Genomic DNA, 21,361 nt, shown 5'->3' with positions numbered 1-21,361 from the left:
TGGCTCACGCGGCGAGGTCCTCTCCGGCCGGGTCTGTCTGGGCAGTGGCGGCCACCTGGACGTCGAGATTGCGGTATGCCTCCTGGGCGCGGGCCTTGGCGACGGCGGCACTCGGCCCGGTGGTGATCAGGAAGCCGATGCGCGCGGTGAACAGATCGCCTCCGTCCTGCGGTAGCACGAGCTGGTCGCCGGGCTGTCGCTGGAAGCGGACGCGCTCCAGTCCCTCAGTCTGTTCGGTAAGGCGGCGGGCGGCGAGAGTGCCGGTGTAGGCGGGGTAGATGAAGCGGATCGCTGCGGCCTGGTGGCGGGTGGGGGTCAGGTCGGGGGCGCGTGAGCAGGCGATATCGGCGGCGGCACGGGCGAGGTCGATGCCGGTGGCGAGGTGGACGAGGTGGCCGATCAGGTCGCCGGCGAGGCGCGCGTTGACCTCGATCAGTCTGGGGCGGCCGTTGACCAGGCGCATTTCGACGTGGCTGATTCCCTCTGTGATGCCCAGCGCGGCGATCGCGGCTTCGGCGGCCGGGGCCACGGTGGCCAGCAGCGGGTCGGCCGCGTCCACCGTGTGCGCGAGTTCCTCGAAGTAGGGCTCCAGGCCGACGGTCTTGCGGGTGACGGCGACCACCGTGGTCTGGCCCTGGAAGGTGGCGCACTCGACACTCACCTCGTCCCCGTCGAGGTACTCCTCGACCAGGACCTCGGGCCTCTCCAGGCCGTGTCCTGCCGTCTGGGCGGCGATCGCGTACGCGGAGGGCAGTTCGCCGGGGGTGTTGACGCGGATCACGCCGATGCTGGCCGCGTGTGCGGCGGGCTTGAGGACGACCGGGTAGCCGATCCGCGCCGCGGCCTGGTCGGCTTCTTCGACGGTGCCGACCCGGGCGGACGCGGCCGAGGGCACTCCGTGGCGGGCGAAGAAAGCGCGTGCGGTGGCCTTATTGCGGCAGCCCTGCATCACTTCGGGAGTGTTGGCGGGCAGCCCGAGCCGGCGGGCGAGGCGTGCGACGGGAACGAGATACCACTCGGTCCAGGTCGTGATTCCGGCCAGGTGGTGGCGGGCGGCCAGCACCTGGCCGGCCGCGGCCAGGGCGGCTTGGTCGGTGGGGTCGGCGACTTCCCAGTCGGTGATGAAGGCGCGCTCCCATGTGGGTTCGACGCTGGTGATCAGGACCACGTCGTAGTGAGCGGCGATGTTCTCCAGACAGAACCCGCGGTATGCCTCGGCCTCCATGTCCGCGGCGGCGACGATCAGGACGACCGGGTTACCGGTACGAGAGGACAAGCAGGGCTCCAAACAGGAAAGAGGAAAGGGGCGGTCGGGGGCCGGGCTGCGGGTGGGTCAGGGCGTTCGCCGGCGCCGCAGCTCGAAGGCGGAGGCCCAGTGAGGGTGATCGGCGATCAGCTTCCGCGCCACAGGGCGGTGAAGTTGTTGTTGAGGCCGCGGATGCCTTCGGGCAGCTGCCAGCGCAGGTCTTCGAAGAGGGCCTTGAGCCCGATGCGGGTGGCCCCGGAGGCCAGCCGCTGGGCGGTCAGCCGCTCCAGAGCCCGGTAGACGTAGGGGTGTTGGGCGTCGAAGTCGAGGAACCGGTCGGTGATCGTGGGCCTCGATCCCGCCCGGTGCGAAGGACGGGCCGCCGTCCCGGGGTGCTGGTGGGCGCAGGCGTGGGGCGTGGGCATCGGGTGGTCTCCGTGAGGACGAGCGGTCGGCAGCGGGCGGCCGGGTGGGTTCGGGCGAAGGAGGCGCGCAGGCCAGGGACGGTGCGCAGGCGCGCGAAGGTGACGGCAAGGCCCAGGGCCTGCAGGACAGCGCAGCCGGTTATCGCGTGGCCGAGCAGCGAGGGCGGTACGGCGGTGACGAGGATTCCGGCGAGGGGGAAGGGCAGCAGGAGCAGCAGGATGGTCAGCGAGAGGGTGGCGCCGAACACGTCGGACGGGATGAGGTGGGTGCGCAGGGTGCGCAGCACCACGGTCATGCCGCCTTCGCCTGCCATGAGGACGGCGGTGAGGGCGAGGTAGGCGCTGTAGGTGTGGGTGAGGGAGATAGTCAGGCACGCGGTGGCAGCGATCGCCGCGGAGACGGCGCCCACTGGCCACAGGCCGTAGCGGTCAATGGCTTTGCGGCAGACGGCGACCGCTGCGAGGGAGGCGAGGGCGGCGGCCGACCAGATCAGGCCGACGTCGGCGGTGGAGTGCCCGAGCTGCTTGACCACGATCACCGGGGCGGCGGCCTGCAGGAGTCCGACCGCCAGGTTGGACAGGGTCAGTCCGGTCACCAGCCAGCCGAGCGCGGGCAGCGATTGCAGGGTCGACCAGCCGGTGCGCAGCCCCTTGCGCCCCGGCTCCGTCTCACGGACCTGCTCCTGGTCTCTTGGGCGAGGGGCGAGGGCACAGCCGAGCAGCGAGAACCCGGCGATCGCCGTCAGCATGCCAGCGGCACCTGTCCAGTGGAGCAGCAGCCCGGCGAGCGCGGGTCCGGCCAGGGTCGCCGTCTGGTCGATGCCGAGCAGGACCGCCTGCACACGGTGGGCACGCGCGCCGGTCTCACGGGCGGCCACTGCGCCCGCGGTCTCGGCGGCGACGTAGGAAAACTCCGTGAGCGCTCCGGCGGAGGCGGCGAGCAGCAGGACGGTGACGGTGGCGGCAACCGGGTCGTTCTGCTGGGGCAGGACAAGCGCGGCGGCGAGCGCGACCAGGGCGCGCGCCGCCGAGGCCAGGCAGAAGACGCGGCGGGAGCCGTAGCGGCCGACCAGGGCACCGGCCACTGCGAACGTCCCTAGGCGGGGAATCCACTCCAGTGCGAACGCCAGCCCGGTCAGGGCTGCGGAGTCGGTGGTCGCTAGGACCAACAGGGGGATGCCGTACGTGGTCATGGCGAACGCGGCGGCGTCCGCTGCTGCGCGGCAGATAAACGCCGCGCAGCAGCGGGGAAACTGGCCGTCGGGAGGGCCGATTTCCGGTGTGGGCTCTCACGCAGCGTGCTCCGTCTCATCCTCCGTGTGGGAGGAGCGGGATGCCACCGCGTGCAGGACCTGCGGGTGCGTCTGGAGCCACTCGGCCAGCGCGTCCCGCAGCTCCGCAGGCGCGAAGGCCGCCTCGGCGCGGAGGACGGTGCCGAGCAGTTTCAGGGTCTGCTGGACGCGGGTGACGAAGTCGCTGACCGTGCTGGGATATTGGTGGGTACGCGACCAGCGGGCGACGGTGTCGTACACCTCGGCGAGGTCCTCGCCCGCCTCGGTGAGCCGGTAGCGGGCCGGCGCGTGGTCGGCGAAGTGCACCAGGCCGAGCGCGCGGGCGACGTCGGTGGCGTAACGCAGCTGGTGTCGGGGAAGGTCACCGAAAGCGCCTTGCAGGCTGCCACGTTGGTGGCTGATGGGGCCGTTGTCGTCGATCTCACTGACCAGCCGGATCAGGGCCGGCAGGGACAGGGCGCTGATCACGCGGCCCGTGTGCGGGTGGTTGAGGATCGGGGTGCGGGTCATCGGCGCGGGCCTCCTGCGGGGGAGACCGTCAGGGGGCGGGCGGGTGCCTGGTGGGAGAAGAGGTCGCCGCCCCGCCACGCCGGGGCCGCGGTCGGCGCAGTGGGGGCTGCGGGAGCCGGGATGCGGGTCTGGGTGGTCAGCCACGGCCCGGAAACGGTCCGGTCGGAGGAGGGTGCCTGCCCCCACAGCGGGTGGGCGCCGGTGGTTTCGAGTGGCCGGCCGACCGCCCAGGCCGAAAGGCTCTGGAAGACGGGCGCGAGGGCCCGGCCGGTGGCGGAGAGCTGATACTCGCCGACACCTGTGGCCGTAGAGCGGTTGACGACCAGGCCGTCGGCGACCAGCCGGTCCAGCGGCAGGTAGACGGCGGGCAGCCCGTAGGTCGGCATGGCCTCGGCGGCCAGGGCCTTCGCGCTCGCCGCCCCGCGCGCCTTCAATGCCCACAGGATCGGGGTGGTGTGCCGCGGGCTGATCAGGGCAATGGTGTCCTCGACGTTCTGGGCCGCGGGGATCCGTTCGGGCTCCATCTCGCCCGTGCGCGCGTTGCGTACGAGTTTCTTCTCGAGGTGTTCGTCCCCCCAGGCGGCGATGACGGTGAAGGCGGGCAGCAGCTCAGTTGCTCGCGCCGTCAGGCTGTAGGTGACGTGACGCGGGCCGTGTTCGGTGCGCTGGATCAGGCCCGAGTCCGTGAGTCTGCGCAGTCGGGGGTTCAGCTGGCCGGAGTGCAGCCACGACAGCTGAGACCTGATCTCCACGTAGCGCAGGGGCCGTTCGGCGAGCGTCATCAGCGTCCACACGCTCCAGCGCGGGGCGAGCATCTCCAGCGACTCGGTGACGCGTGCGAGGTCAGTACGGGTGGTGCGAGGCAGACCGGTGGCGGCCAACGGGGAACTCCTCGGGGTGGGAATGGTCATCGGGTGCGGGCGGCAGCACGCGTAGGAGCAGAAGCCGGTGCGGCGGCGGGTACGGGCTCGGGACTCGCCGCCGGGGCGGGAACGCGGTGCAGGCTGGCCAGGACGCCGCTCAGGGTCTTGGCGTGGGCGTCGCGGGTGGCGACGGAGTCGGCGATCCGGCGGGCGCAGTCGAGAAGGTGGACGGCCTCGACGGGGCCGATCTGCCGTTCCGGGTGGGCCAGTTCACGCAGTCGCTGCAGCTGAAAGGCAATATTGCGCTCGGCGAACTGCAGGTCGGTCAGGCCGCTGATCAGGGCGACCAGCATGCTGCCCTCGGGGTTGGCCTCGGCGAGGGCTTCCAGGTCGGCCAGGGGCTGGGCGTAGAGATCCTCGATGCGCCCGGCGATCTGCCGCGAGTCGCTGGCGGAGGGCTGGGACAAAGCCGGTGGGACTTTCAGGGGCGGTGGGCTCGCACCGCCCCGGCGCGCGGGGGCACCGGGGCGGGCGCGGCAACGGCCGTGATCTTCTTCTGGGCGAACTGGACGGGCCCAGGTGGGCGTTGGCCGGGCTCGGGCATGGTCCGCAGGAGCTCGCCGAGGGCGGCGATGTAGCCGTTGCGTCCGGACAGGGCGGCCTCCAGCCACTGGGCGTCGAAGCGCAGGTCGTCGGCGGACAGCTCGTTCATGTCCCGGTCGGCGGCGGTGGCGGCGTGGACCCGGTCCCGTACGCGGGCGACCTGCTCCTCGGCCACCACAAGAAAGCTGCGCAGTTCCAGCGCGCGCACCAGGGCCGCGGAGGCTTCGGGACCCGTCGCCTGCGCGTACAGCTCTCGGACCGGGGCTCCGAACGCCTGCTCCAGCAGGGTGTCCTGGGTGGAGGTCTTGTCGATCACGCTCATCGGACCGCCCCACGTACAGCAGCCTGACCGGTGCCGGGCAGGGACGGTGCGGTGGTCGGCAGGGCCGGTTCCCGCCGCGCCGTCGGCGAGCGCCACACCGCTGTGCGGTTTCCGATCGCCTGGGGGTCGAGGAGGTGGCGCACCGTCATGGCGCGTCCCTGCCGCACGGAGTGTGCGATGTTCACCGTGTTCGCGAGCTGCATGACGTGCTCGGGCAGCTCGACGAACTCACCGTCGGGCACAGCCTCAACGTGCCGGGCGAGGGCTTCGGCAAGGACGTCTTCGGCCTGGTCCAGTACCTGCTGGGCCTCGCTGAGCAGGCCGTGCCAGCGCACGATCGTGGCGGCTTCCGGGCTGGCCTGGGGGGCGGTGGATACAGCTTGGCGCAGCGCGGCGATCGGCATCCGGAAGCGGGTCTCTATCTGCTCGGTGAGAACGCCCAGCACATCGTCGACATCGGGCACAGCAATCTCCTTTCCGTGGGTGTGCGGGGAAACAGGGCTGAGAATTCACGGCCCAACCGCCGTGCAGGTGGCGGCGATTCAGAACAGACCTGGCTGGGGCAGCTTTCTGTTAGTCCAGGCACCTGCCGACGGAGCGGTAGACGTAGGTGGCGGAGACCCAGCCCTTGACGCCGGTCGTCTTGTCGGTGATGTAGCGCCACTTTCCGCTGGTCTTCTGCACGGTGAACTTGTGGCCCCGGTACAAGATCCCGACGGCGGTGGACTTCGCGGACGCCTTGGAGCGCATGGTGACGGCCTTGGTGCCGATCACCCACGGTCCCGGGCCGGTGCAGGACGGGTTGCCCATCGAGGCAGGCACCTGGGCGGGTACGGCGCTCGCAGCGGTCGCGGAGACCAGGGGCAGAGTAAGGGAGCCGAGAAGCGCAGCGGAGGCCGCCATTCGAGTTGAGCGCATGGGGAATTGGACTCCATTGAGGGGAGGGGAAATGCAGGAACAGGCCCGGGCAGATCCCGTGCGGGCCGAGTTCAAGAGTCCGGAGAATCCCCGGTTTCGGTAACCGGGGATGTGCTGCTATATTCCGCACTCGCATACGCGGAACGGCATCCGTTGCGCGAAATGGCGTGGCACCGGGGGGAGTTCTCGTATTCGGCTCAGCGGCTCGGGCCGCGCGGCGGCGTGGGGCGTGCCGGAGCCGCGGGCAGCGTGGTGCGGCGGGCGGGTGGTGCCGGGGCGGGCAGCGGGATGTCCTCGCCGCTCCAGTGCGCCTCCCACCAGGTCGTGGCGGCCTCAAAGGTGGCGAAGCCGCCCTCGCGCAGCGTGTGCGTGAAGGTGTCGGTGTCGGCCTCTTCCAGCAGCACCCGGAACGGCACGGGCGCCCTCTCCTCGAGGGCGCGCAGGAGCACGGTGGTCTGGATGGGCTCGCTGTCGTTTGTGTAGCTGGTCAGGAGGGCGAAGTGGTCGCCGTCACGACGCAGCCGCTCCTCCAGGGCCCGGGTGGCGTCGTCAGCGGGCGTGGTACCCATGCCCTGCGGCAGGAGGATATGTGACGGCCCCGTTGTGCAGGACGTAGAAGCTGTGCTGGTCGTCGCTGGTGTGGTGCTCGGCCAGGACGGTGAGCAGGTCGTGCTCGCTGGCGATGTGCTGCCAGAACCGCTCGTCAACTCGGTCGTTGACGGCCTCGTAGTCGTCGAGGCGGAAGTCCGGGGTGGATGTGGGCATCGATGCTTTCGGATCAAAGGCAGGAACGGAACTGCAGGAGTGGGCCGTTGAGGCGTTCAGCGCCGAGGGGCGGACGCAGCCGGCCAGGCTCCAGCCCGCCGCACAGGCGGCAAGGTCTGTGGTCCAGGCGGTCGCGGCGCGGCGAGGAGTAAGCGGCCGGCCTCGGTGAGGGTGACGGGCTGCCCGGCGTGCAGCGGGTGGGAGTCGTCGCGTACGACGAGCCCGGCGGTCTCGAAACGTTGGAACTGGTGGTAGGCGACCCGGGTGCCGGAGGCGGTCACGACCGACAAGCGCTGGGTCAGCAGGTGTTCCCGGAGTTTGGCGCCCTGGGCGATGGCGAGCAGGGCTGCGAAGTCCGGCGCGGACAACTCCTGCACCGGCCCTGGATGCTGGGTACGAGCGGCCGTCTCCACCGATTCCAACGCAGCCTGGACCTTCGCTTGCTGGGCGTCACGCTCGCCGACGGCCTGCGACAGTTGACCGACGGTACGGTCGATCCGCGCGCACAGGAGCTGATCAACGGGGAACTCGCCTGAGGCCAGACGGGCCAGCAGCAGGCGGTGGAAGGCCACCGCTCGCTCGGCCGTGACCAAGCCGCGGTGAGCATCGGCCAGCTGGGTCTGCGCCTCGTCCAACAGGTCCCGCTCGCGGTGCTGCCACAGCTGGTCAATGCTGCGGCCCACTGCTGCCTCGATGCGGTGATCGAGGGCCGTCACCACCCGTGTCGTCGACGCGGAAGGGGATGCAGAGGTCATCGGGGAGCCGCCTGGTGCGAGCCGGGACGGTCCGGGGAGACTGGATCGAGGGCTACGTGGACCTCGACGTACGAGCCGTCGCGGGTGTACCGGGCGGGGCCAAGGCGGTCGAAGATCCGGATCACGGCCGTGTGGGACGCCTGGGTGTACGCGGTCAGGGTGTGAGCGCCCCGGGAGCGGGCGGCGTCGGCCGCGTACCGGGCCAGGGCGGTGCCGATGCCCTGGCGCTGGCGGGCGTCGGCGACCTGCAGTCCAAGGTCGACGACGCCCTCCTGGCGGCTGACGGGGCCGACGCAGACGAGGCCGACCGGTTCCCCGTCGGTGTCGAGCCCGATCCAGCACTCCGCATGGGCGAGCAGCCGCGAAAGGTCACGGCGCGCGAAGCCGGTTCGGCCCCAGCGGCGCAGCAGGCTCATCTCCGAACAGTGCTGGTGGAAGGCATCGACCAGGTTCCAATCCCGGGCCGTCACCCGTTGCGTGCGCGCCAGAGCGGAGTGCGTCAGCAGGAGCAGCCCGCTCGTGCGTCCAGCAGATCGGTACGCCGGTATGCCTTGTAGCGGCGGCCGTCGTGGCCGGTGGTGTCGCGGATGCGGACCCCATAGGGAGCCAAGAGCTTGGCGAGGCGGACCTGGGTGAGGTCGGCGTACGGCCAGCGGCCCTCGGCGTCACCCGGCAGGTCGCGCAGGCACAGGACGAGATCGGCGGAGGCCATGGTGTCGGGGTCACCGATGACGGCGAAGATGTCGAGGCAGGCGTGGACGATCGTCTTCGGCCGGCTCGGGCAGGACAGGAAGTCGTCGTCCTCATCCTCCGCCTCGTCCGGCACATCCTGCGCGTCGTCTTCGTCGTCGCCCTCGGATGCAGCGGCGCAGCAACACGAGGTGGACAGCAGCGCGTTGAGCTCGACGCCCGCAGCCATGCGCTCGACGAGGACGTCAGTGAGCTTCTCCAGCTGCGTGGCGGCGCTGACGCCGTCGGGCAGCTGGTCGCCGACCAGGGCGAGGAGCTGCCGGTCGAGGTCCTGGACCTCGGTGAACACGTCGAGGATGGCGCGGTGGTGCGGGTTCTCGGTCGCCGCGACGGGCGCCATGACAGCGGTGGCGACCTGGTCGATCAGGGTGGGGAACTGCGTCAACGAAGGGGGCCCTTCAGGGGTGTGGTGGGTGCGGAGCGGGGAAGGCCGGGCATCGCGTACGGCGGCGGGCCCGGCTTGGGAATCGGCCGGGGCGCGTCGAGTTGGGGGGAGCGGGTGCGGGCGGCATGCGTCCGCGCGCCCGTTGGACGCCGGGTGAGACCGAGGCGGTCGCGGGCGGTGTCGTACACATCGTGCTTGGCCCGCGGGCGGACGGCCACCACGTGGATCTCGGTGCGGTGTGTGGAGTTCGCGGGTGCCGGACGCTGGGCGTAGACGATGCGCCACTCGTTGCGGTGATCGACGTACAGCTTTCGGTAGCCGGCGAGGTCGCGTTCGAGCTTGCTGCCGAACAGCCGGACGTTGACGAGGTCCTGGAGCTGAGCGAGGGCCAGATCGCGGATGTTCTCCGGAGCCTGGAGCAGGTCGGTCAGGGCGCGGGGGTCGAAGGAGAGGCCGAAGGCCGGCCGGGCCTCGGGGCTGCCGGTCATGCGGCCTGGCCTGGGCGACCGTCCTCCTCCGGCTCCCCGGAGGAGCGGGAGGAGGGCTTCGGGCCGGGCAGCAGGCGGTGGGCGGGCCGGTCCGGGTCCGTCATGCACGCCGACAGCGGCCCGCCGGGTGCCCGGACCGCGGCCATGGCGTGCGTGAGGAAATCGCGATGCCAGACGAACAGACCGGCCAAGCCCGCCTCGGGGTCCTTGTGCTGCTGATAGGCCAGCCATAGGGCGTGCAGCCAGGCCACGACGTCCTCGTGCTCCTGCCACTGCTCGCACCAGGGCGCCGCGGTGGTCACTTCGGCGCCGTAGACGCGCAGGAGGAAGTCGTCCACCCAGTCCGTGAGGGCGTCGAGTTCGTCCTCGTACTCCTCGCCGTCCAGTTCCAGAATCGGACGGGGCTCCGGCGGAGTGGGCGGCAGGGCCATGCCCGCAAATCCCGGCATGCCGTAGGCGGCGAATGACGAGGGGGCGGGTGCGGAGGACAGGCTGTCGAGCTGCCGGGCCTGCTGTTCCGACTGATCGAGCAGCTTGCGGACCTTCGCCTCGATGCTCTCCAGATCGGACTCCGGCAGCCGGACCGGTTCCATCTCCCCATCGTCCGGGGTGTTTATGGATTCAGGCACGAAAAGAGGGTCTCCTTGAAGGCGCAGCCAATGGGGGATTTTCGGCTCCAACCATCCGAACAATCCCCGGTTTCGGTAACCGGGACTTTCGTGCTACAACGCCTCCGCGCACTCGGGATAAGTTGCCAGGGCAGCACTCGGCAGGCAACGCTCACGGCAGAAGATGACGGTCAGGTCGTCAGGGTGACGTCGTCCTGGGTCAGGGCCTGCTGGAGCGTCTCGGTGAGCCGGTCGGCGGCGATTTCCGCGTAATGGCGGGTCTTCTCGACGCCGATGAAGTCGCGGCCCTCCAGCAGTGCGGCCACGCCGGTCGAGCCGGAGCCGCAGGTGAAGTCGAGCACGGTGCCGCCCGGAGGAGCGATTTGCACCAGCTCACGCATGACGGAGACGGGCTTCTGCGTGATGTGCTGCCGGGCCTTGCCGGACGGCTGCGAGGCGCTGTAAAGGCCCGGCAGGTAGACGGGGTTGCGGGAGCCGTCGATGGCGCCCTTGGAGGCCCAGACGATGAACTCGCAGTTCTGGGTGAAGCGGCCCTTCTGCGGCCTGGCCTGCGGCTTGTGCCAGGCCAGCACGCCACGCCACAGCCAGCCGGCCGCCTGGATCGCGTCCGTGGTGATCGGCAGCTGACGCCAGTCGGTGAACAGCAGCGCAGTGCCACCGGTCTTGGTCAGACGGTGGGCCTCAGTCATGATCTGCGTCAGCCAGAACCCGTACGACCGCTGATCCATGTTCTCACCGGTGAAGTCCGGCAGGTCATGGCCGGCGTCGACGGAGGTGTACTTCTGCTTGGCGCTGCGGCTCGTGCGCTCCTTCGCGGTCCGGCCGCCGGAGTTGTAGGGCGGGTCGGTGATGACGGAGTCAACGCAGTCGTCCGGCAGTTCGGCGAGAACGCTGAGCGCGTCGCCCTGGTGCAGGGAAAAAGGCAAAGAGGTACCCCAGTTCGGGTCGGTGAAGAGGACGGGAATGCCTCCGGCCCGCAGCCGTGATCCCGTCGTCGGCATTCGGGCGCAACAAGGCCGCCGACGGAAGACGGGTGTGCGCGGGGGAGGAACCAAAACTGTAGGGCACGATCCCCGGTTGAGCGCTATCGCCCGCCAAATCCCCGGAATCAAGCCTTGATCACGAACGATTTCGGCAACCGGGGATCCGCCCTTACTGTTTAGGAACTGCCCGGCGAACACCGCCGATGGCCCACTCCCCTACCCCTGCCTCGTGGAGGTTCCCCCTGTCCCGGCACACCTGATCCCGCCGCCCCGCAACGGCGTGAGGTGCAACTCGCCCCGTTTTCGCAGGCATCCCGATTCACCCAGCCCGGCCGCCCGCCCCCTTTCCACTCCTGCATACGCGCGGCCAGGACTTGCTTCCAAGGACACCGTTGACATCGCTCTACCCTCCCCTGCCCACAGGCCCCCCGCCGCCGGACCGTAGCCGTCCGCCGGGAGGCCAGCCGGATTGAAGGGCATAGCCGCCGGCATCGGCGTCTTCGTCCTCTCCCCTTTCCTCCTCGCCGGCACGGCCATGCTGATGGCCTCCTCCAGCGAGGCCGCCCAGACCACCTACTCCTCCTTCAGCTGCGTGGGCGACATCGACACCGACGCCGTCGTCGAGCAGGTCACCAAGATCCTCAACGGCGCGTCCGCCAAGGACGTGCACATCGAGGGGCTGTCCCTGCCCGAGGAGCAGATCCCCAACGCCCGCACCATCGTGGCCACCGGGATCAGTCTGAACGTGCCGAAGAAGGGCCAGATCATCGCGCTCGCCACCGCGATGCAGGAATCACGCCTGCGCAACCTCAGCTCCGGCGACCGCGACTCGCTGGGCCTGTTCCAGCAGCGCCCGAGCCAGGGCTGGGGCACCGCCGAGGAGATCCACGACCCCGTCTACGCCTCCACCCAGTTCTACAAGCACCTGCTCGCGGTGGACGGCTGGCAGCAAATGACCGTCACCCAGGCCGCCCAGGCCGTGCAGCGTTCCGCCTACCCCGACGCCTACGCCCAGTGGGAACCCCTGGCAACCGCCCTGCAAAAGGCAATCGCCGCCACCTTCCCGGACGCCTCCGGCACGGAAACGGACACTACCCCCAGCACCGCGTCCTGCACGGCGACCGAGGACGGCTCCGAGTACGGCACCATCCCCGAAGGCTCGGTCCCGAAGGGCTACTCGATCCCCAAGGACGCCGATCCGAAGGCGCGTAAAGCGATCGCGTGGGCGATGGCACAGCTCGGCACGATGTACCAGTGGGGCGGCACCTGCACCGCGCCTCACGGCCCAGATCCCATGGGCCGCTGCGACTGCAGTTCGCTGACCCAGCAGGCGTACGCGCACGCCGGCATCACACTCACCCGCACCACGTACACGCAGGTCAACGAGGGCAAGGCCGTCTCCCCCAAGGCGCTGAAGCCCGGTGACCTGATCTTCTCCCGCGGCAGCGCCGCCCGCCCCGAACACGTCGGCATGTACATCGGCTCGGGCCTCGCGATCGAAGCACCCCGGACTGGAAAGCCTGTTCGGATCACGCCGCTGGCGGACTGGGACATCCTCGCCGCACGCCGCGTCATCTGACCCCGGCCGGAGCGCAGACCGCGCACGCCTCCTTCACCAGCAGAGCGCCGGCACGACTGTTTCGGCAGCTGAGCGGGGTTGCCGCCAGCTCATCCCCCATGGCGGCTCCCTCACTCCCCCGGAGACGCCCCTCGGCAGGACGCAGCCGCTTGCCCGTTCCCCCTTCTCCGAGGCAGTTGCCTCGCCCCTCCTCTTCTTCTCTTCCGTGATTCCCGCGCGTCGGCTTCGGCGCGCACAAGGAGCCTCCCCTTGCATCTGCTCGACACCGTGCAGTACCTGGCCTACGACCCCGGCATCACGCCCTCGGGCGGTGGCCTGCCCGGCCTGGCCGTGCTGAAGAACGTCGTCAACTCGATCAACCTGTTCGCGATCGTCGCCGTGGTCGGCGCGCTCGCCGTCTCGCTCGGCGTGTGGGCCTGGGGTCACCACACCGGCGGCCACCAGGCCGAGGCCAACGGCAAGAAGGGCGCCGTCGTCTCGGCCGGCGCCGCCCTCGGCCTCGGAGCCGCCAACGGCATCGTGGCCTTCTTCTCCGCCCTGGGGTCGCAAGTCCACTGATGCCGAAACGATTTTTCTCCCTGTCCGGCCACGGCATCGGCTGGTCGACCCGGCAGCGCGTCACGATCATCGTGATCGGCCTCGCCGTCCTGCTCGCCCTCGCCGCCACCGTGGCCTTGCTCACCGGCCGCGCCGGAACCAGCGACAGCAAGACCAGCACTCCGTCCAGGACGAGCAGCACCGCCTCGGCGTCCGCCGGTCCGACGGCGTCGGCCGGGGCCGGTTCGGTGGCCAAGCCTCCGCCGCTCGCGGACCCGGTCGCGTTCGCCAAGGCCGCCACGGCGATGTTGTGGTCGTACGACACCCGGACGACCAGCCGCAATGAGCAGCTCGCCGGGATGAAGGCGTGGCTGACGGCGGAGACGAAGTACGCCGACTGGTCCTCGATCGCCGCGCAGGTGCCCGATCCGGTGCTGTGGTCGCGGATGGCGGATCAGGACCAGTACGCGACCGCCACCGTCTCCGAGGCCCACTACCCGTCCGCGTTCAAGCAGGCCCTGGCGGACGACCCGTCGGCGATCACCGAGGCGTACATCTACGCCGTCACCGTCACCGGCAAGCAGCAGATCGCCTGGAAGAAGGGCGGCGCCGGCGCCGAGGACCGCTCGATCACCCTCGCCGTGCAGTGCCGCCCCAACGCGAACTGCTCCCTGGTCTCCATCGCCCCCCGCGTCGTGCCCTAACCCGCCCCGCACCCAGATGAGAAAGGAGGGGTGACTCCCCCTTGGGCTTCTGCGACCTCCCCCTCGCGGACAAACTCTGCGCCGTCGGCGACGCGGTCGACTTCGCCTCCAACCCCGGCGAGGCCATCGGCAACTGGATGGCCAAGTCGGCGGGCGAACTCGCCGCCGCCGCAGCCGACCTGGCCGCCGAAGCGGTCAACACCACCACCAAGGTCGACCTGAACGCCGGATGGTTCCGCGAAAACTACGAGATGATCCTGCCGATCGGCCTGATCGTCCTCGTCGCCACGTTCTGCGCCCAGCTCGTGAGAGCCGCGATCCGCCGCGACGGCCAGGCTCTCACTCAGGCGTTCACCGGCACCGCCACCGGTGTGCTGTTCGCCTTCACCGCGATCGCCTTCACTACCATCGCCATCGAAGTGGTCGACGCCCTGTCCGACGGCCTGTTCAAAGCCGCCAACCTGGACATCGCCACGGCAGTGCGGCGCATCGTCAAGGTGAGCCAGATCCCGGGGCTCGAGGCACTGGGGTGGCTGGTTGCCGTCTTCGCCGGCGTCGGCGCCGCCCTGGGCGCCTTCCTCTACTGGTGCGTGATGATGGTCCGCAAGGTCGGCATCCTCGTCATGGTCACCCTCGCCGTCTTCGCCGGAGCCGGCGGCGGCTGGGAGGTCGCCCGGCGCTGGCGCAAGGGCTGGATCGAAGCCACCGCCACCCTGGTCGTCTCCAAGCTCCTGATGACCGTGATCTTCGTGCTGGGGATCGCGGCGATGGGCAAGACCGAGGCCAAGGACGGCATCGCCGCCCTCGCCGACGTCATGGCCGGCATCGTCATCATGGCCCTGGTGTTGTTGTGCCCGTACGCGACGTTCAAGTTCGTGCACTGGGCCGCCTCCGAAGGATCGGACGCCGAGACGCTGCACCGCTCCGGCGGAGCCGGTGCGCAAATCGCCCGCCAGCACGCCGAACGCGCCGGACGCAAGGCCGCCGCCGCAGCCGCTACCGCAGGAACAGGTGGTGCGGCGGCCGGAGCGGGCGCCGCTCCCCAGGGCCCGGATGCCGTGCCGGGCGGCTTTCCCGGCGACATCGCCCCCAACCCCACGCCGGACACCGGCAAGGAAGGCGGCGGCAACTCCACAACGCCGTCGTCCGGAGGCGAGGGGATCAAGAGTGGTGTGGAGAAGGCCGTGCAGCCCGCGCCGACCAGCCCGCGCGACGACACCAGCGGCCACCTCGGCGGCACACCCGGACCGGGTGGGTCGGGTGGCGGATCCACCGGTCAGGGCAGCGGGTTCATGTCCGCACCCCCCACCAGCGCCTCCGCCCCGCCGCCGCAGGGCTCCCCGCCAGCCCCGAACTCCACGAGTACAGCCGCCACCGGCACGCCACCGCCTCCGCCTACCGGCCTGTGACCCATCCCCACGCCGGGACGGCGCCCCGCACTCCGCGTGTGCGTGGGCCGTCCCGGCCCCGCCCCGCGCCTCACCGGAAACCGGCTCTTGTCTGAACTCTCCGTCACCCCGATCACGGTCAAATTCCCGCACCGCTCCAGGCGCGGCATCCTCCTCGGCCTCTCCCTCCCCCAACTCCTGCTCGTCTCTGCCGCGTTGGCCCTGCTGCTCATCACCGTGGTGACCACCGGGCTGCTCGGCGCGATCGCGCTGACTCCGCTGTGGGCGATCATCGCCGCCCTGGTCACCATCCGCCGCAACAACCGGTCGCTGATCGACTGGGCTCCGGTCGTCGCCCGCTACGCCCATCGCCGCCGCACCGGCCAGACGCTGTGGCTGGCCCGCCCGGTCTCCCGGCCCCGCCAGGACGGCGTGCTGCACCTGCCCGGCACCGCCGCCTCGTTGAAGGTCGTCACCCCCGGCGACTCCGCCAACCAGGCTGCCGCCGTCCACGACCCGCACCACCAGACCCTCACCGCCATCGCCCGGGTCTCCTCCCGCGCGTTCGCACTGCTCGACCCCGCCACGCAGAACGCAAACGTAGCGGGCTGGGGCAGGGCCCTGGCCGGCATCGCCCGCACCTCACACGTCGCCACCGTGCAGGTCCTCGAACGCACCGTCCCCGACTCCGGCGACACCCTCGCCCGCCACTGGGCCCAGCACGGCCGCCCCGACACCCCGGTCGCCGGGCAGGTGTACTCCGAGCTGGTCGCCTCGGCCGGCCCGGCCGCTGCCCCACACGAGGCGTATCTGGCCATCTCACTGGATCTCAAAGCCGCCAAGCGCCTCATCAGCCAGGCCGGCGGCGGCCTACCAGGTGCCTTCACGGTGCTGGAGCAGACCACCTCGGCCATCGCGCTCGCGGCGCGCAGCGCGGGACTGATGGTGACCGGCTGGCTCAACGCACGGGAGATCGCCGCGGTCATCCGCACCGCCTACGACCCCCACGCCCTCTCCGCCCTCCAGCAGTGGTCGCCGACCGGGCGGGCCGAAGCCGAGCCTGCTGCGGCCGGGCCCGTCGTCCAGGTCGAGGAGTACGACCGCCTCGGCACCGACAGCGCCCGCCACGCCACCTACTGGATCGAGAACTGGCCCCGCACCGAGACCACCCCCGGCTTCCTGCACGGGCTGATGTTCACCGCCGGCGTCCGCCGCAGCCTGTCCCTTATATACGTGCCCCAGGGACTCGAGTCCGCGCTGCGCGACGTCCAGCGCAAGAAGGCCGCCATCATCGCCGACGCCAACGAACGTGCCCGCCGCGGACAAGTGGACTCCGAGGCCGACTCCGTCGAGTACGCGGACGTCAAGGTCCGCGAGCGGCAGCTGATCGCCGGCCACGCCGACGTCGCCCTGACCGGGCTGCTCACCGTCAGCGCCGACACCGACGCCGCCCTCGACGCCGCGTGCGCGCAGATCGAGACCGCCGCCGTCACCGCCCAGGTCGACCTGCGACGGCTGTACTACCAGCAGCCCGACGCATTCATCCTTGCCGCCCTGCCCCTCGCCCGCACGGCGCTGTGACACCCCTCCCACCCCGTTGCTGATGACGATCACCTCGCTAACCGGGCCCCGCTCCCGCCCGCGATGAACGTGCCGTTCTGCAGCACCAAGGACCCCCTTGAACGCACCCCGCCCCACTGACGCGCATCCCTACCTCCGCGCCGCCACCGCCGGCCTGCGCCACCACGCCCGCGCCCACACCTTGCACGGCGCCCCTGCCGACCGGCTGCACCTGGACACGCTGCACGCCCACCTCACCGCCGCCCACCAACTGCTCGACCAGCTCACTGACAGTACCCGGCCCCCGCATCCGGCCGCCGGGCGTCATCTGGTCGCCGCTCACCTGCGGTTGTGGCAGGCCACCGCCGCCGTCCATGACGCCTTCCACACCGTGCCCGCCGACGACGGAGAAGGCTCCGCCGCCGAGGAGTGCCGGCCCGAGCGTCTGCCGGAGGGCCCACTGGTGCTGACGATCTGCCAGCGGCACCTGGCGGCCTCCCACGCGATCCGCCGCAAGACCACCCCCACCGACCTCAACACCCCGCTGCAGGGCCACACCACCACCTGCGGCCAGTAACCCCCGCTCTACGAAAGGGCACTGCATGCACAAGCTGAAGCGCACCACCTCCACCGCCGTCATCATCGCCGCCCTCGCCTGCAGCACCGCGCTCGCGACCGCCTCCCCCGCCACCGCAGCCGACTACCGGTGCACCACCAGCACCAAGTCGATCGACGACCCGGCGTACTCGGGCCCGTGGGCCGACAACTGGGACGTCAAGGTCACCTTGTGTGCGAAGCGCTCCGGCTCCACCGTCTACACCTACGCCAAGATCAGCTGGGACGGTCCGGCGTACGGCTACGTCGACGACAGCTCCATATTCGACGGCGCGTACTTCACGCTCCAGGTCAAGAAGTCGCAGGCGGGCACCGACCCGGTGAAGAAGGCGGCGAACTACTACGGCATCGAGTCACGGCTGGAGAACAGCGACTCCAACGCCAACTACAACAACAGCTACACCACGCCGGTCCTCAGCTACACGATCGGCTCCAGTCGCGGGCTGGCCGACGGCGGGCTGTACCTCGACTGGAACAACGACGGCAGGGGCTATTGGAAGCACCTGTTCAGCGCCTCACCAGCGGTCTGAGCCACACCCGCCCTGCTCCCAGACGCCGTCACGTGAAAGCTGCTCCGTCATGACCCACCGGCCCGCGCGCCGAGCCCGCCGCGCCTCGGCCTCCCCCCTGTTCACCCCGCACGGCACCGACCGGGCCAGCCGCAAGGCCGCGCGCCGTCAGCTCGCCGAAGCCGCCGCAAAGGCCCGCGCCGAAGCAGGTGCCCACCCGGATGGCCACGAGGTGGTCGAGCCCGAGATGCCGCCGCCGCTGTTCCCGCCCCGCGGCCGTCCCGGACCCGCCTCCGCCCGCGGAAACAGGCTGAAGCTGCCGCAGCACCGCATGACCACCGCCACCGCCAGCGGCGCGTATCCCTTCCTCGCCGAGGGTGGCCTGGGCGCCGAGGGCATCTACATCGGCCGTGACGTCCACGCCGAGGCGTCCTTCACGTTCGACCCGTTCTCGCTGTACGGGCGCCTCGAAGGGTTCACCAACCCCAACGTCCTGCTCGCCGGGGTGATCGGTCAGGGCAAGAGCGCGCTGGCCAAGTCCTTCGCCCTGCGATCGATAGCCCACGGCTACCGCGTCTACGTGCCCTGCGATCCCAAGGGCGAATGGACCCCAGTTGCCTCCGCGCTCGGCGGCACCTCCATCGCGCTGGGCCCCGGACTGCCCGGCAAGCTCAACCCGTTGGACGCCGCCCCGCGCCCGGCCGACGTGCCGGAGGCCGACTGGGCGGGCGAGATCCGCAAGCGCCGACTGCTTTTGCTCGGCTCCCTCGCCCGGACCGTCCTGGGGCGCGATCTGCTGCCGATGGAGCACACCGCGCTCGACGTCGCCCTCGACGCGGTCGTCGCCCAGGCCGCCGCCACACGCCGCACACCCCTGCTGGGCGATATCGCCGCCACCCTCAACAACGCCGACCAGCTTGACGCCGCCGCCGGGACCATGTCCGGACGGCTCGGCGAGGCCGCCCGCGATCTCGCCCACGCCATGCGCCGCCTCGTTCACGGCGACCTGGCCGGCATGTTCGACGCCCCCTCCACCGTCGCCTTCGACCCCAGCTCCCCGATGCTGACCATCGACCTGTCCCGGCTGGGCGGCTCCGGCGACGACACCGCCCTCGTCCTCGCCATGACCTGCGCGAGCGCCTGGATGGAGTCCGCCCTCACCGACCCCCATGGCGGTCGGCGCTGGATCGTCTACGACGAAGCCTGGCGCCTGATGCGCCACCCCGGCCTCCTCCAGCGCATGCAGTCCCAGTGGAAACTCTCCCGCGGCCTGGGCATCGCCAACCTCATGGTCATCCACCGGTTGTCCGACCTGCTCACCGCCGGCGACGCCGGCTCCCAGGGCCGCGCGCTCGCCGAGGGCCTCCTGGCCGACTGCTCCACCCGCATCATCTACCGCCAGGAAACCGACCAACTCCACGCCGCAGCCGCCCTGCTGGGCCTGACCACGGTCGAGACCGAGGCCATCGCCCACCTCAACCGCGGACGCGGACTGTGGCGCGTCGCCGGACGATCTTTCATCGTTCAACATCAACTCCACCCGCACGAGCTGGCGCTGTTCGATACGGACGCCCGTATGCAGTAAGCCGCCGCGAGGCGCACCCAAGCCCCCACCGAATGAAAGAAGGCCGCACTGCAGCACCCCGACTTCGAGCTGTACGACAACGTCGGCCGGACCGCCGAACAGATCCACGCCTACCACACACGGTCCGCCACCACGGATGACCTGTACCGCTGGGCGAAGCGGGACGCCGAAGGCTTCCGCGCCCAACACCCGTTGCCCGACGAGCCGTTGCCCGTGCCCGACCTGGACCCGTACCTGACGGCACTGGCTGCAGCCAAGACTCCCGCCGAGTTCAGCGCGGTCACCAACGCCCTGCTGGATGCCGCCGAGCCCCTCCTCAACACGGTCGTCGACTACCTGGCCGCAGCCGCGCAATGGCGCCGGCAAAACCGTGGTGCCGCCCCCGGCTCCCCGCCCAAGCTGCTGCGGGATGCCGCCAGCCGGATCAAGACCGCCGTGGCCATGGCCGCCGACGCCGACCTGCAGATCCTGCGCGCCCACTACGACCCGCCCCCGGACCTCGACGCGCTCACCAAGCAGGCCCGCGCAGCCCACGACACGCCACCGGCTCCATCACCGCCCGGGCGGCAGCCAGGTCCGGGTGGGCCACGACGCTGACCGAAGCATCATCACCGACCGCTGCTGAAACCGGAGAAACCCACCTGCCACCCCAGCTCGACCCTCCTGCCGCCCCGGACTCCGCGGCCCAGGCCGTACGTGATCTCACCGACCGGCTGAACGCAGCCCGCTCGTACGACGAAGCCGCCCAGCTCCTCCACTAGGTCCTGGAGCCGACCGAGGGACTCCTCCAAGGACTCGAAGGCTTCCTCGAAGCGGCAGCCAAGACGGCCAAGGCATCCGAACGCCAGGACGGCTTCGACCTCTACCACGACCTCCAATCGGCCGCGCTCACGCTGCGCCGGCTCGGCGAAGACCTGCACGTCGCCGTCGAACGCATGCAGGCCCTCGCTTTCCCGCGGCGCCGGAGCTGGCAGGGAGCGGTGGCCGACTACTACGCCACCGCCCACAGCACGCCCAGCCATTCGGCATCGCCGGCCCCGCCCGCCGGACCGTCCTCCGGCCGCACCCGCTGACAGCCTCAGGAACCCATGCCCGCACCCCGCACCGACCTGTCCGCCTTCGCCACCGCCCTCGCCCAGCACCTGCCTGGGCAGTGGTACCGCAAGTACGAAGGCTTCCCTCCTCCCAAGAACCACCGGTTGATCGCCGACCGCGTGTGGGACTGCGGTCCCGCCCATTCGGCCGTCCAGGACTTCCCCGACGCCCCCACTCCGCTCCTCGAGGGGCCCGACGACGCACAGCTCTGTGTCATCGAACGGCCCCGCTACCCCCGCCAGTACCTGGTCGCCCCGCTCGAGCCCAAGGGCTTCAAGCCACACCACTTCCGCATGGTGGACGAGCCGAACGGCATCGCCGTCCCCAACGATCCGGTCCGAGCCGCCGCCGCGGTCTCCCGCCGCGTGCTGCCCCGCTACCGGCAGGCCATGGACGCGGTCCGTCACAACGCCCGCACCCAGCCCGAGCCCCCGCACCGGCTGCCCGCACCGGAGGTCGCCCAGACCCTCACGCTGATCTGGTACCCCGACGGGGTCGTGGGCGCACCGTATAAGTCGGTACCGGAAGACGCCCGCACGGTGCTGTACGGCTGCCGTTTCCAGTACAGCCCGCACGAGTCGGCGTTCGTCCTGCCCGCCTCCTACAGCACCAGCGACCGCGCCCTGCTCATCCAGAGCGCCGTCCGACTGCTCACCGCCCAGGGCATCGGCGTCAACTTCCGCCACGCCACCCCCGCCTCCGCGGGCCCACCGACCCGCCCGCCCACAGCAGCGCCCGCCGCGCAGCCAACAGCGGGCACGCCGTCCGCGGCCCGGCGGTAGACGCCCCCACCCATCCTGGAGTTGCCGCTGTCCGATCCTGACCAGCGGATGCTGCTACACGACGTGGCCGACC

27 protein-coding genes and 1 pseudogene are annotated in these 21,361 nt (G+C 70.8%); 10 read left to right on the top strand and 18 right to left on the bottom strand.

Going from position 1 to position 21,361, the window contains the following annotated elements; translation table 11 throughout:
* Positions 1 to 4: 4 nt before the first annotated feature.
* The 17 genes and pseudogenes from ACFY9I_RS23655 to ACFY9I_RS23575 all read right to left on the bottom strand — a co-directional run bounded on the left by ACFY9I_RS23655 (position 5) and on the right by ACFY9I_RS23575 (position 10,877).
* Positions 5 to 1,225, bottom strand: coding sequence for an ATP-grasp domain-containing protein (locus ACFY9I_RS23655; RefSeq protein WP_391004781.1), 1,221 nt, complete (start codon positions 1,223 to 1,225; stop codon positions 5 to 7).
* 108 nt (positions 1,226 to 1,333) lie between these two features.
* Positions 1,334 to 1,590: pseudogene (locus ACFY9I_RS23650) on the bottom strand (hypothetical protein).
* Positions 1,524 to 2,864 (bottom strand): MFS transporter, encoded by a 1,341-nt coding sequence (locus ACFY9I_RS23645; protein WP_391004684.1) that lies wholly within the window; start codon positions 2,862 to 2,864, stop codon positions 1,524 to 1,526. The pseudogene ACFY9I_RS23650 and the gene ACFY9I_RS23645 overlap by 67 nt, the downstream one beginning before the upstream one ends.
* 96 nt (positions 2,865 to 2,960) lie before the next feature.
* Positions 2,961 to 3,473 (bottom strand): hypothetical protein, encoded by a 513-nt coding sequence (locus ACFY9I_RS23640; RefSeq protein WP_391004683.1) that lies wholly within the window; start codon positions 3,471 to 3,473, stop codon positions 2,961 to 2,963.
* On the bottom strand, positions 3,470 to 4,354 hold the full coding sequence (locus ACFY9I_RS23635) for a winged helix-turn-helix transcriptional regulator (RefSeq protein WP_391004681.1): 885 nt from the start codon (positions 4,352 to 4,354) through the stop codon (positions 3,470 to 3,472). Before ACFY9I_RS23635 ends, ACFY9I_RS23640 begins: the two co-directional genes overlap by 4 nt.
* A 26-nt stretch (positions 4,355 to 4,380) precedes the next feature.
* Entirely contained in the window at positions 4,381 to 4,803 is a 423-nt protein-coding gene (locus tag ACFY9I_RS23630) for a hypothetical protein (RefSeq protein WP_391004679.1), read from the bottom strand.
* A 14-nt stretch (positions 4,804 to 4,817) separates the two neighbouring features.
* Positions 4,818 to 5,261, bottom strand: coding sequence for a hypothetical protein (locus tag ACFY9I_RS23625; RefSeq protein WP_391004677.1), 444 nt, complete (start codon positions 5,259 to 5,261; stop codon positions 4,818 to 4,820).
* Positions 5,258 to 5,725: a hypothetical protein gene (locus tag ACFY9I_RS23620; protein ID WP_391004675.1), complete on the bottom strand. Its 468-nt coding sequence runs from the start codon at positions 5,723 to 5,725 to the stop codon at positions 5,258 to 5,260. The genes ACFY9I_RS23625 and ACFY9I_RS23620 overlap by 4 nt, the downstream gene beginning before the upstream one ends.
* Before the next feature lie 109 nt (positions 5,726 to 5,834).
* Positions 5,835 to 6,179 (bottom strand): SH3 domain-containing protein, encoded by a 345-nt coding sequence (locus ACFY9I_RS23615; protein WP_391004673.1) that lies wholly within the window; start codon positions 6,177 to 6,179, stop codon positions 5,835 to 5,837.
* A 197-nt stretch (positions 6,180 to 6,376) separates the two neighbouring features.
* Positions 6,377 to 6,748, bottom strand: coding sequence for a hypothetical protein (locus ACFY9I_RS23610; protein ID WP_391004671.1), 372 nt, complete (start codon positions 6,746 to 6,748; stop codon positions 6,377 to 6,379).
* A complete protein-coding gene (locus ACFY9I_RS23605) occupies positions 6,729 to 6,944 on the bottom strand; it encodes a hypothetical protein (protein WP_391004669.1) in 216 nt (71 codons plus the stop codon). Before ACFY9I_RS23605 ends, ACFY9I_RS23610 begins: the two co-directional genes overlap by 20 nt.
* Positions 6,945 to 7,000: 56 nt before the next feature.
* On the bottom strand, positions 7,001 to 7,699 hold the full coding sequence (locus ACFY9I_RS23600; RefSeq protein ID WP_391004667.1) for a hypothetical protein: 699 nt from the start codon (positions 7,697 to 7,699) through the stop codon (positions 7,001 to 7,003).
* Entirely contained in the window at positions 7,696 to 8,169 is a 474-nt protein-coding gene (locus ACFY9I_RS23595) for a GNAT family N-acetyltransferase (protein ID WP_391004665.1), read from the bottom strand. The genes ACFY9I_RS23600 and ACFY9I_RS23595 overlap by 4 nt, the downstream gene beginning before the upstream one ends.
* A 29-nt stretch (positions 8,170 to 8,198) precedes the next feature.
* Entirely contained in the window at positions 8,199 to 8,834 is a 636-nt protein-coding gene (locus ACFY9I_RS23590) for a DUF3631 domain-containing protein (RefSeq protein WP_391004663.1), read from the bottom strand.
* Positions 8,831 to 9,322, bottom strand: a complete 492-nt coding sequence (locus ACFY9I_RS23585; RefSeq protein ID WP_391004661.1) for a hypothetical protein — start codon at positions 9,320 to 9,322, stop codon at positions 8,831 to 8,833. The genes ACFY9I_RS23590 and ACFY9I_RS23585 overlap by 4 nt, the downstream gene beginning before the upstream one ends.
* Entirely contained in the window at positions 9,319 to 9,915 is a 597-nt protein-coding gene (locus tag ACFY9I_RS23580) for a DUF4913 domain-containing protein (RefSeq protein ID WP_391004779.1), read from the bottom strand. The genes ACFY9I_RS23585 and ACFY9I_RS23580 overlap by 4 nt, the downstream gene beginning before the upstream one ends.
* Before the next feature lie 206 nt (positions 9,916 to 10,121).
* Positions 10,122 to 10,877 (bottom strand): DNA methyltransferase, encoded by a 756-nt coding sequence (locus ACFY9I_RS23575; RefSeq protein WP_391004777.1) that lies wholly within the window; start codon positions 10,875 to 10,877, stop codon positions 10,122 to 10,124.
* A gap of 526 nt (positions 10,878 to 11,403) precedes the next feature.
* Between ACFY9I_RS23575 and ACFY9I_RS23570 the strand changes: the two genes are divergently transcribed.
* The 9 genes from ACFY9I_RS23570 to ACFY9I_RS23530 all read left to right on the top strand — a co-directional run bounded on the left by ACFY9I_RS23570 (position 11,404) and on the right by ACFY9I_RS23530 (position 20,008).
* Positions 11,404 to 12,513 carry an NlpC/P60 family protein gene (locus ACFY9I_RS23570; RefSeq protein WP_391004659.1) on the top strand — a complete coding sequence of 370 codons (1,110 nt, stop codon included), beginning with the start codon at positions 11,404 to 11,406 and terminating at the stop codon, positions 12,511 to 12,513.
* A 249-nt stretch (positions 12,514 to 12,762) separates the two neighbouring features.
* Positions 12,763 to 13,071: a DUF6112 family protein gene (locus ACFY9I_RS23565; RefSeq protein ID WP_067033593.1), complete on the top strand. Its 309-nt coding sequence runs from the start codon at positions 12,763 to 12,765 to the stop codon at positions 13,069 to 13,071.
* Complete coding sequence (locus ACFY9I_RS23560) at positions 13,071 to 13,754, top strand: hypothetical protein (protein ID WP_391004657.1); 684 nt, start codon at positions 13,071 to 13,073, stop codon at positions 13,752 to 13,754. The genes ACFY9I_RS23565 and ACFY9I_RS23560 overlap by 1 nt, the downstream gene beginning before the upstream one ends.
* Before the next feature lie 41 nt (positions 13,755 to 13,795).
* On the top strand, positions 13,796 to 15,163 hold the full coding sequence (locus ACFY9I_RS23555) for an ATP-binding protein (protein ID WP_391004655.1): 1,368 nt from the start codon (positions 13,796 to 13,798) through the stop codon (positions 15,161 to 15,163).
* Positions 15,164 to 15,250: 87 nt separating this feature from the next.
* Positions 15,251 to 16,723 (top strand): SCO6880 family protein, encoded by a 1,473-nt coding sequence (locus ACFY9I_RS23550; RefSeq protein WP_391004653.1) that lies wholly within the window; start codon positions 15,251 to 15,253, stop codon positions 16,721 to 16,723.
* Positions 16,724 to 16,820: 97 nt separating this feature from the next.
* Positions 16,821 to 17,279: a DUF6238 family protein gene (locus tag ACFY9I_RS23545; protein WP_391004652.1), complete on the top strand. Its 459-nt coding sequence runs from the start codon at positions 16,821 to 16,823 to the stop codon at positions 17,277 to 17,279.
* Positions 17,280 to 17,304: 25 nt separating this feature from the next.
* Positions 17,305 to 17,847, top strand: a complete 543-nt coding sequence (locus ACFY9I_RS23540) for a hypothetical protein (RefSeq protein WP_391004650.1) — start codon at positions 17,305 to 17,307, stop codon at positions 17,845 to 17,847.
* A gap of 49 nt (positions 17,848 to 17,896) precedes the next feature.
* Entirely contained in the window at positions 17,897 to 19,411 is a 1,515-nt protein-coding gene (locus ACFY9I_RS23535; RefSeq protein WP_391004648.1) for an ATP-binding protein, read from the top strand.
* Between the two features lie 213 nt (positions 19,412 to 19,624).
* Positions 19,625 to 20,008 carry a hypothetical protein gene (locus tag ACFY9I_RS23530; protein ID WP_391004647.1) on the top strand — a complete coding sequence of 128 codons (384 nt, stop codon included), beginning with the start codon at positions 19,625 to 19,627 and terminating at the stop codon, positions 20,006 to 20,008.
* A gap of 11 nt (positions 20,009 to 20,019) precedes the next feature.
* On the opposite strand, the gene ACFY9I_RS23525 is transcribed toward ACFY9I_RS23530, so the two are convergent.
* The gene (locus ACFY9I_RS23525; protein WP_391004645.1) at positions 20,020 to 20,331 is read right to left on the bottom strand and encodes a hypothetical protein; all 312 of its coding nucleotides are present in this window, start codon (positions 20,329 to 20,331) and stop codon (positions 20,020 to 20,022) included.
* A gap of 168 nt (positions 20,332 to 20,499) precedes the next feature.
* Here ACFY9I_RS23525 and ACFY9I_RS23520 point away from each other — a divergent pair, with 168 nt between their 5' ends.
* On the top strand, positions 20,500 to 21,288 hold the full coding sequence (locus ACFY9I_RS23520; RefSeq protein WP_391004643.1) for a hypothetical protein: 789 nt from the start codon (positions 20,500 to 20,502) through the stop codon (positions 21,286 to 21,288).
* The last annotated feature ends 73 nt before the right edge of the window (positions 21,289 to 21,361 follow it).

This window comes from Streptomyces sp. NPDC012510 (assembly GCF_042955065.1).
In the GTDB taxonomy this organism is placed as follows: Bacteria; Actinomycetota; Actinomycetes; order Streptomycetales; family Streptomycetaceae; genus Streptomyces.
This window is presented reverse-complemented; position numbering and strand designations above follow the sequence as displayed.